11 protein-coding genes and 1 pseudogene are annotated in these 9408 nt (G+C 70.8%); 10 read left to right on the top strand and 2 right to left on the bottom strand.

Annotated features, from left to right (window positions below; translation table 11 throughout):
• Positions 1–68 precede the first annotated feature (68 nt).
• The 9 genes and pseudogenes from IFT87_RS07645 (at position 69) to IFT87_RS07685 (ending at position 6502) form a co-directional block, all read left to right on the top strand.
• Entirely contained in the window at positions 69–638 is a 570-nt protein-coding gene (locus tag IFT87_RS07645) for a hypothetical protein (RefSeq protein ID WP_192008003.1), read from the top strand.
• Positions 638–1960 (top strand): DNA-packaging protein, encoded by a 1323-nt coding sequence (locus IFT87_RS07650; RefSeq protein ID WP_192008004.1) that lies wholly within the window; start codon positions 638–640, stop codon positions 1958–1960. The genes IFT87_RS07645 and IFT87_RS07650 overlap by 1 nt, the downstream gene beginning before the upstream one ends.
• A 410-nt stretch (positions 1961–2370) precedes the next feature.
• Positions 2371–2586, top strand: coding sequence for a hypothetical protein (locus tag IFT87_RS07655; protein ID WP_192008005.1), 216 nt, complete (start codon positions 2371–2373; stop codon positions 2584–2586).
• Positions 2587–2793: 207 nt separating this feature from the next.
• Positions 2794–3009, top strand: a pseudogene (locus IFT87_RS07660) (DUF2460 domain-containing protein); the annotation flags it as partial.
• 183 nt (positions 3010–3192) lie between these two features.
• Positions 3193–4026 (top strand): DUF2163 domain-containing protein, encoded by an 834-nt coding sequence (locus tag IFT87_RS07665; protein WP_192008006.1) that lies wholly within the window; start codon positions 3193–3195, stop codon positions 4024–4026.
• Positions 4023–4229: a hypothetical protein gene (locus IFT87_RS07670; RefSeq protein WP_192008007.1), complete on the top strand. Its 207-nt coding sequence runs from the start codon at positions 4023–4025 to the stop codon at positions 4227–4229. Before IFT87_RS07665 ends, IFT87_RS07670 begins: the two co-directional genes overlap by 4 nt.
• Positions 4163–4738 (top strand): GTA baseplate fiber-binding domain-containing protein, encoded by a 576-nt coding sequence (locus IFT87_RS07675; protein WP_192008008.1) that lies wholly within the window; start codon positions 4163–4165, stop codon positions 4736–4738. The genes IFT87_RS07670 and IFT87_RS07675 overlap by 67 nt, the downstream gene beginning before the upstream one ends.
• A gap of 17 nt (positions 4739–4755) precedes the next feature.
• Positions 4756–5259, top strand: a complete 504-nt coding sequence (locus IFT87_RS07680) for a DUF2793 domain-containing protein (protein ID WP_192008009.1) — start codon at positions 4756–4758, stop codon at positions 5257–5259.
• Between the two features lie 118 nt (positions 5260–5377).
• Positions 5378–6502: an OmpA family protein gene (locus IFT87_RS07685; protein ID WP_192008011.1), complete on the top strand. Its 1125-nt coding sequence runs from the start codon at positions 5378–5380 to the stop codon at positions 6500–6502.
• Between the two features lie 418 nt (positions 6503–6920).
• Here IFT87_RS07685 and ygfZ read toward each other — a convergent pair whose 3' ends face one another.
• The gene (gene ygfZ / locus IFT87_RS07690) at positions 6921–7694 is read right to left on the bottom strand and encodes a CAF17-like 4Fe-4S cluster assembly/insertion protein YgfZ (RefSeq protein ID WP_037532399.1); all 774 of its coding nucleotides are present in this window, start codon (positions 7692–7694) and stop codon (positions 6921–6923) included.
• Between the two features lie 82 nt (positions 7695–7776).
• Here ygfZ and pyrC point away from each other — a divergent pair, with 82 nt between their 5' ends.
• Complete coding sequence (gene pyrC, locus IFT87_RS07695; protein WP_192008013.1) at positions 7777–8811, top strand: dihydroorotase; 1035 nt, start codon at positions 7777–7779, stop codon at positions 8809–8811.
• A 117-nt stretch (positions 8812–8928) separates the two neighbouring features.
• On the opposite strand, the gene IFT87_RS07700 is transcribed toward pyrC, so the two are convergent.
• Positions 8929–9279, bottom strand: a complete 351-nt coding sequence (locus tag IFT87_RS07700) for a hypothetical protein (RefSeq protein WP_037532403.1) — start codon at positions 9277–9279, stop codon at positions 8929–8931.
• Positions 9280–9408 lie beyond the last annotated feature (129 nt).

The following is a 9408-nucleotide window of genomic DNA, read 5'->3' on the forward strand; positions in this document are numbered from 1 at the left end:
GTCGGGCCGGACGCGGTCGGGGTGATCCCCCGGCGGCGGACCGGCCCGATCCATTTGGGGGATGGTGCATGGCGGCGGGTGGGGCGGCGGGCGGGAAAGCTGGGGGCCGGTTGCAGGTGCGCAAGGCCGCCAAGGGCGGCTGGACATCCGCCAAGCGCGCGGCGTTTCTCGAGCATCTGGCGGCGACGTGCAACATCGCGGCGTCGGCGCGCGCGGTCGGGATGGCGCCGCGCGGGGCGCATGCGCTGAAGGCGCGCGACGCAGTGTTCGCGACCGCCTGGGCGGGGGCGATCGAGGCGGCGTACGAGACGCTCGAGGCGCGGTTGCTGGCCTATGCGCTGGGGGAAGCCGAGGGGGAAGCTGAGGCGGAGTCTGAGCGGGAGCCTGAGGCGGAGTCTGGCAGGGTCGTTGACGGGGATGCGGCGGCGGCGTTGCGCGGGGCGCATTTCGATCCGCGGGTGGCGGTGCAGGCGCTGGGGTTTCGCAAGCGGGCGGGGGGCGCTGCCGGTGGCGGGGCTGGCGGATCGGGGGCGGGGACGCTGTGCAAGCGCGTGTCGCTGGCCGAGCTGGAGGCGGTGCTGTTCGCGCGGCTCGATGCGCTCGATGCGCAGGCTTCGTCCGTCACGGGGGATGCGTGATGGCGGATAGCGGGGGTGCGACGTTCGATCCTGCCGTGCTCGCGCGGTTGCGGGGGTTGCCGCGGGGGCAGCTGGTGACGCTGTTGCGCGGGCTGTCCGAGGCGGAACTCAGGACGCTGCACGAGAGCTGGGCGATCTGGGCGTTGCCGGGGCAGCGCGAACCCGCGGGCGACTGGCAGGTCTGGCTGATCCGCGCGGGCCGCGGCTTCGGCAAGACGCGCGCGGGCGCCGAATGGGTGAGCGCGCTGGCCCGCGCGATGCCCGGCGCGCGGATCGCGATGGTCGGCGGGACGATGGACGACGTCCGCAAGGTGATGGTCGAGGGCGAGAGCGGGCTGATCGCGGTGGCGCAGGCGGGCGAGACCTATCGCTGGCGGCGCGACGCGGGCGAGTTCGTGTTCGACAGCGGCGCGCGCGCCTTCGTCTATTCGGCGGAGGCGCCCGAGAAACTGCGCGGGCCCGAGCATCATGCGGCGTGGTGCGACGAGCTGGCCAAGTGGCGCTATGGCGACGCGACCTGGGACAATCTGATGATGGGGCTGCGGATCGGCGACCGGCCGCGCGTGCTGGTGACGACGACGCCGCGGCCGGTGCCGCTGATGCGGCGGCTGCTCGCGCTGCCGGATCTGTATGAATCGCGCGGGGGGACGGGGGAGAATCCGTTCCTGCCCGCGTCGTTCGTCGCGGCGATGACCCAGACCTATGCGGGGACGCGGCTGGGGCGGCAGGAGCTGGACGGCGAGCTGATCGACGATGTCGAGGGGGCGCTGTGGACGCGCGACCTGCTCGAGCGGCAGCGTGGCGCGGTGGTGCCGGCGCTGGTGCGCGTGGTCGTGGGGGTTGATCCGCCCGCGGGGACGGGGGGCGATGCGTGCGGGATCGTGTGCGTCGCGCTGGGCGATAACGGGCTCGCCTATGTGCTGGAAGATGCGAGTGTTGCGGGCCTGTCGCCCGAGGGCTGGGCGCGCGCGGTGGCGGACTGTGCGGCGAAGCACGGTGCGGACCGGGTGGTCGCGGAGTGCAACCAGGGCGGGGAGATGGTCCGCAGCGTGCTGATGGCGGCGGACTGTGCGCTGCCGGTGCGGCTGGTCCATGCGAGCCGCGGGAAGGTCGCGCGGGCGGAGCCGGTGGCGACGTTGTACGAGGGCGGGCGGGTCTTTCATGTCGGGGCGTTTCCGGCGCTGGAGGACGAGCTCTGCGGGCTGGTGAGCGGGGGGTATGTCGGGCCGGGGCGCTCGCCGGATCGGGCGGATGCGCTGGTGTGGGCGTTGACGGAGTTGTGCTTGCGGCGGCGGGTTAAGGTGGGGGTTCGGGTGGTTTGAGGGGGGCACCGGCCCGTCCCCCCCCCCCCGTCCGTTCGTGCTGAGCGTAGTCGAAGCACTGGCGCGCGGGTCGTGCCCTTCGACTTCGCTCAGGGCGAACGGGGGTGGCGTTGTGGGTGGGGTTTCGAGCCTCACGTGCCCTCACCCTCCCACGCTTCGCGCGGGCCCCTCCCTCTCCCCCGGGGGGAGAGGGGTTTTGGTCCCCCCTTCTCCGTCATCCTGACGAAAGTCAGGATCCAGGGTCGCGGGGGTGACGCTTTTGGCTCTGGGTCCTGACTTTCGTCAGGATGACGGGTGGGGTGGGGGTGGGGGTTCGAGCCTCGCTTGCCCTCACCCTCCCACGCTTTGCGTGGGTCCCTCCCTCTCCCCCGGGGGGAGAGGGTTTTTGTTACGGTTTTCGGGAGGGTTTTATGGGGTTGTTCGGGTGGAAGTCCGGGCGGGAGGGCGCGCGGCCGGCTTTGTCGGGGGCGGGGAGTCTTGGCTGGGCGGGGGCGGGCGGTGTCGCGGGGGCGCGGGGGTATGAGGCGCAGGTGCGCGAGGCGTATCTGGGGAATGCGGTGGCGCAGCGGGCGGTGAAGCTGGTCGTGGAGGGCGTCGGGTCTCCCCCTAGGGGAGAGGGGTTTTGAGTTTCGGGCGTCCTTCGGGGCGCCTTTTTTTGTTTCTTGGCAGGGAGATGGACATGACGGTGATGGATCGGCCGATGCTGGAGGGGGCGGCGCCTTCGGGGGCGTTTGCGGGGTTCGTGCGGAGTGGCGCGACGATCGAGATGAAGGCGTTTACCGGGGTCTCGGGTGATGCGGGCGGCTATGCGGTGCCGCGCGAGGTGGATGTCGGTCGCGGTCGATGGCGTCGCGACGTCGGGCTTCTCGGTGGTCGCCGGGGGGTGGGTGGTGCTCGACGCGGCGCCCGCGGCGGGTGCGGTGGTGAGCGCGGGGTTCGCGTTCGACGTGCCGGTGCGGTTTGCCGAGGACCGGCTGAGTGTCGCGCGGGCGACGTTCATGGCGGGGGTGGCGGCGTCGGTGCCTCTGGTGGAGGTGCGGGAGGGGTAGGCTTCACGCCGTTCGTGCTGAGCGTAGTCGAAGCACTGGTGTGCGGGGCCTGCCCTTCGACTTCGCTCAGGGCGAACGGGGGGGCTTGGGCGTCGGGCCTGAGCCTCACGTGCCCTCACCCTCCCACGCTTCGCGCGGGCCCCTCCCTCTCCCCCGGGGGGAGAGGGGTTTTGGAGAATTTCGATGACGGATGTTGGGGTGACGACGGTGGCGTTGTGCTGGCGGGTGGCGCGGCGGGATGGGGTGGCGGTGGGGTTGACGGGGCATGACCGGGATCTGCTGGTCGACGGGCTGGTCCACCGCGCGGCGCCGGGGATGACGCCGTCGGCGATCGCGCGGTCGGGGGTGCTCGAGCCGGGGGCGGAGGCGGATACGATGGATGTCGCGGGCGCGCTGAGTTCGGCGGCGATCGGCGAGCGCGATCTGCTGAGCGGGCGGTGGGACGGCGCGCGGGTGCGCGTGTTCGCGGTCGACTGGACCGATCCGCGCGATCCGCTGACGCTGGGCGAGGGGGTGATCGGCGCGGTCGAGCTGGGCGAGGACGGGTTCACCGCCGAGCTGCGCGGCGCGAGCGCGGCGTTCGACCGGCCGGTGGTCGAGGAGACGTCGCCCGAATGTCGCGCGACGCTGGGCGACCGGCGGTGCCGCGTGGCGATGGCGGCGCGGCGGCGGTTCGCGCGGGTGACCGCGTGCGAGGGGGCGGTGGTGACGCTCGACCTGGCGGCGACGGGAGCGGGCGATGTCTATGCGGGCGGGCTGCTGCGGTGGTTCGGGGGGGCGAACAGCGGGCTGGAGAGCGCGGTCGCGGCGTCCGACGCCGGGCCGGCGGGGGCCACCCGCGTGACGCTGGCGCGGGCGCCGGTGCTGGCGGTGGTGCCGGGCGTGCTCGTCGAGCTGAGCGAGGGGTGCGACAGGAGTCTGGCGACCTGTGCGACGCGGTTCGGCAATGCGGTGAATTTTCGCGGCGAGCCCTATCTGCCGGGGATCGACCTGCTGACGCGGTATCCCGGGGCATGAGCGGCGTCGAGGTGGCGGGGGCCGTCGAGGCGGCTGCGCTGGCGGCGGTGGGGAGCCGGTTCCGGGTGCATGGCCGGGTGGCGGCGACGGGGCTGGATTGCGTCGGGCTGGTCGCGCTGGCGCTTAGGGCGGGCGGGTGCGGGGTCGCGGTGCCGACCGGCTATGCGCTGCGGGGCGGCGATCCGGCGGGCGGTGGCGGCTGACGCAGCTGCTGCGCGGGCGGCGCGGGACCGAGGCGGCGATCGGCACGCAGGCGCCGGGCGACGGCTTCGTGCTGATCAGCGCGGATTCGGTGCGGACGATCGACCTGCCGGTCGCGGCGATCGGCGGGACGGTGCGGGTGATGGCGTCGGGGGTGGGCGATGCGGTGCCGGTCGAGACCCGGCTGGTGCTGGCAGGCGCGTCGGTGCTGCCGCCGTCGCCGGTCGGCTTGCGCGCGACGATCGCGGCGGATGGCGGCGCGACGCTGCGCTGGACGCGGCGGAGCCGGGCGGGGTGGCGCTGGATCGATGGCGGCGACGTGCCGCTGGGCGAGGGTGGCGAAGCCTATGCGGTGACGGTCCTGACGGGCGCGGGGGTGACGCGCCTCGTCGAGACGACGACGCCGGTCGTGACGCTGTCCGCGGCGGAACGCGCGGCGGGGGCGGTGCGGGTCGAGGTGCGCCAGCGCGGCGACTTCGGCGTGTCGCTGCCCGCGATACTGATGGTGTGACGAGGGGGAGAGTGGCGATGACGGACGAGACGAGCGTGCGGACGGGGTTGCCGCTGCTGCAGCCGGGGCAGGCGCAGAAGGAGATGGGGCATAACGAGGCGCTCGCGCTGATCGACCTGCTGCTGCAGCCGAGCGTGGTGACGGTCGGGCTGAACGTGCCGCCGGCCGCGCCCGCGCCCGGCGCGTGCTGGATCGTCGGGGCCGCGCCGACCGGGGACTGGGGCCCCCACGCGCAGGCGCTGGCGGGCTGGACGCCGGGGGGCTGGCGGTTCGCCGCACCGCGTGCCGGCATGACGGTGTGGCGCGAGGATCTGGCGACGCTGATCCGGCATGACGGGGCGGGCTGGACAGCCGCCGATATCACCGGCGGGCGGGTCGTGATCGGCGGTAACAAGGTGGTCGGCGCGCAAGGCGCGGCAATTGCCGATCCGGTCGGTGGAGCCGTGGTCGATACGTCCGCCCGGGCTACACTTTCCGCCGTTCTGGTGCTATTGAGGAGCCACGGATTGATCGCCGCCTAAACACTCTAAAAACTGTGGCGTTCCAGCAACACCTCGAACTTTTGTGCGCTTGCGTGGAAACAAGCCGAAGGATAGGGAGTTTGCGATGTCCGTGTGACACTCATGAAAGGGGATTTATATGCGGAAGCTTGCCGTCGTTCTGGCACTCGCCTCCACCGCACTCGCCACTCCTGCCCTCGCCCGCGACAAGTCGTGGTACGTTGGCATCGAAGGCGGTGCGATGATCGTTGAAGACATCGATTACGACATCGGTGCTCTGAACAATGCCGGTTCGGTCGACCATGACTATGGTTATGACGTCGACGCAGTCATGGGCTACGATTTCGGTGGCTTCCGCCTCGAAACCGAAGTCGGTTACCGCAAGGCTACTGTGGACGGCTATTCGTCGACCACGACCACGCCGTACTTCACGGGCGCAGGCGCACTCGTCAACGCACCGGCTGGCAACTATGACTATGCTGGCGGTTCTTCGTCGGCACTCAGCTTCATGCTGAACGGCCTTCTGGACTTCGGTCCGGATGACGGCATCCAGGGCTTTGTCGGCGGTGGTGTCGGTGTTGCTCGCGTCAAGGCGAACTACGCCCTCAACAACAACGGTTCGTTCCTGAACGATTCGGACACCGTGTTCGCCTATCAGGGCCTCGCCGGTATCCGTGCACCGCTGACCGACCACATCGACGCGACGCTGAAGTATCGTTTCTTCAACGCCGAGAACGTCAAGCTGGTCGACAACACCAACCGCTTGTTCGACGGTCGTTACCGTTCGCACAGCATCCTTGGTGGTGTGACGTACAACTTCGGCACACCTGCCGAGCCGATGGCACCTCCTCCCCCGCCGCCGGCACCCGAGCCCATGGCTCCCCCGCCGCCGCCGGCGCCGGTCGAGGTCGTTTGCTCGCCTGGTCCGTTCATCGTGTTCTTCGAGTGGGACAAGTCGGACATCACGCCTGAGGCTGCGTCGATCCTCGACAACGCCGTCACGCAGTACCAGTCGTGCGGCAACGCACAGGTCATGCTGGCAGGCCACGCCGATAAGTCGGGTTCGGCGTCGTACAACGTCGGTCTCTCGCAGCGTCGTGCAGACGGCGTCCGCGCCTATCTGTCGTCGCATGCGATCCCGGATGGCGTGATCTCGACCGAAGCGTTCGGTGAGAGCCGTCCGCGCGTCGACACCGCCGATGGCGTGCGCGAAGTGCAGAACCGTCGCGTGGAAGTCACCTACGGTCCGGGTTCGGGCCAGTAAGACTTCCGCCCTCCGGTCCTTCGGGATCGGATGCGGGAAAAGATCGGGGAGGTCGGCGCGAGCCGGCCTCCTTTTTCTTTTGTCTGCTGTTCTTTGGGGCGGGAAGAAGTTTGGTTCGCGCGGAGGCGCGGAGGCGCGGAGCCTTTTGGGGTGGGCCGCGGGGGTGCATCACGGAGGTCTGGGCAGGATTTGGCGTGCCGCACGGGATGCTTCGGCGCGGTCGCGCATGGGCGTGCGTTGGAAGTGTTCACGCGAAGGCGCAAAGGCGCGAAGATCTTGGGGCTGCCTTCTTGTGTGCCGCCGGGCGGCGGGGCGCGGCTTCGCTGATCGTGGTCGGGGCGGTCAGCCGGCTGACGTGCAATCTTTGCGCCTTCGCGCCTTCGCGTGAGATGCTAATCACTGCGCCTGGCGGCGGCGTTTACGACGTGGGGGGATCGTCGGCCTCGAGGGCGGGGGCGAGCCAGGTGGGGATGAGCGCGTCGCCGAGGGCGTCGGTGCGGCGGTGGTCGATCATCAGGGCGAGGTCGGGATAGGTGACGCGGGTGCGGCTGCTCGGTTCGGTGAAGGGCGCGACGACCAGGCGGCGGTTGACCTTCGAACGGTGGTGCATCCGCGCAGTATTCTCCTGGCCGACATAGCAGCCCTTGGTGAAGCTGACGCCGTTCAGCTCGCGCGCATTGCATTCGAGCCAGAGCGTCTCGCCATTGCCGAGCTCGGCAACGCCTTCGGTCACGCCGAGCGACAGCCGGTGTGCGTGCCAGGCGGGTGACGCATCGCCTGCCGCTGCGTCCGCGGGGGCGAGCCAGCGGTGGCCGAGCGCGGGAAGCCGCGGATCGGGGCTGCCCTCAGTCCCCGTCGGCGACCAGTGGACATGGAGCGGATCGGGCGCGATCGTGATCGCGCGGCGCAGGCGGTAGAGCGTCAGTCGCTTCGCCAGCGCCTCGGCCTGCGTGGCTTCGACATCGACCAGCACATCGGCGCCGTCCGCCCAGAGGATGAAGTCGAACAGCACCTTGCCCTGCGGCGACAGCAAAGCGGCCCAGGCGGGCGCGCCGGGCGCGAGCAACGCGGTGTCGGCGGTCACCAGCCCCTGCAGGAAGCCGCGGACGTCCTCGCCCGCGATGCGCAGCACCGCGCGGTCGGCGAGGCAGGTGGCCGTGTCGGGCCGGGTTGCGCTGTCGGGCTGGGTCATCCCTTTCACCTAGTGCGTGCCCGGCGATTTCCAAGGCGCGCAACCGTCTGGCGTCGTCAGCCGCGCGTCGGTAGGAGGGCGCATGACCGACAGCATCACGATCCGCCGCCCCGACGACTGGCATCTCCACCTGCGCGACGGCGCGATGCTGGACGCGGTCGCGCCGCACAGCGCGCGGCAGTTCGCGCGCGCGATCATCATGCCCAACCTCACCCCGCCGGTGACGACGATCGCCGCCGCGCGCGCCTATCGCGAGCGGATCCTCGCCGCGGTCGGCGGTGCCGATTTCACGCCGCTGATGACCTGCTATCTGACCGACGGCACCGATCCGGCGGAGATCGAGCGCGGCCATGCCGAGGGCGTGTTCACCGCGTGCAAGCTCTACCCTGCGCATGCGACGACCAATTCGGCGCACGGCGTCACCGATATCCGCGCGCTGACCGGCGTGCTCGAGACGCTGCAGCGGATCGGCATGCCGCTGCTGATCCACGGCGAGGTGACGGACAAGAGCATCGACATCTTCGACCGTGAGGCGGTGTTCGTCGAGCGGACGCTCGCGCCGCTGACGCGCGACTATCCGGGGCTGAAGATCGTGCTCGAGCACATCACCACCGCCGAGGCCGCGGCGTTCGTGACCGAGGCGGATCATCCGATCGCCGCGACGATCACCCCGCAGCATCTGCTGATCAACCGCAACGCGCTGTTCGACGGCGGGCTTCGGCCGCACGCCTATTGCCTGCCCGTGCTCAAGCGCGAGACCCACCGGCTCGCGGTGCGGAAGGCCGCGGTGTCGGGATCCCCGCGCTTCTTTCTCGGCACCGACAGCGCACCGCATGTCGTGGGGGCGAAGGAATCGGGCTGCGGCTGTGCGGGGATCTTCAACGCGCCGTTCGCGCTCGAGGCGTATCTCGGCGTGTTCGACGCGGAGGGCGCGATCGACCGGTTCGAGGGGTTCGCGTCGGAGCACGGCGCGCGCTTCTACCGGCTGCCGCTGAACGAGGGCACGGTGACGCTGGTGCGCGAGAGCGTGATCGTGCCCGAGCGGGTCGGGGAGGGGGATACGTCGGTCGTGCCGTTCCTGGCGGGGACTGATGCTGGGTGGCGGTTCGCGGGCTAAGGGGCGCCGTCCGTTTCCCTTCTCCCGTCATCCTGACGAAAGTCAGGATCCAGAGCCCAGCAGCGACGGCGTTCGTGACCCTGGGTCCTGACGTTCGTCAGGATGACGGTTGGGGGGTCAGTTCGCCGGATCCTCCTCCGCGAGTCGGTCGAGCCAGAGCCGCGCTTCCTTCTGTTCGCCGGGTGCGCTCGCGCTGACCGGCCCGCGCGCGGCGAAGAAGTCGCGGTGGAGCGCGAACGGGTCGAGCATCAGCCGGTCGCGCATCGCGTCGATCTCGGTGCCCATTTCACGCAGCGCGGCGATCGTCGGGGCGATCGCGGTGCGGACGCGGCGGTCGCTGCTGCGGTCGAACAGCCCGAGCGCGCCGTTCGCGGTTTTCTCCAGCGCGGCGATCAGCGTTGCGCGATACTCGGTTTCGAGGTCCTCGCGCTGGGCGTCGAGACGGGCGAGGCGGTCGGGTTTGGCCATTCGCGTGGCGTTAGGCGATTGTGGGGGTGGGCGCTACCGGGGGCTGGTGTCGCCGTGGGTGCCCGGCGGCCCGCCGCACACGCTGTTCTCCCGCGAAGGCGGGAGTCCAGGGTTGTGGGGATGAGGGGT

This window comes from Sphingomonas sp. CFBP 8765 (assembly GCF_014841445.1).
GTDB lineage: Bacteria > Pseudomonadota > Alphaproteobacteria > Sphingomonadales > Sphingomonadaceae > Sphingomonas > Sphingomonas aerolata.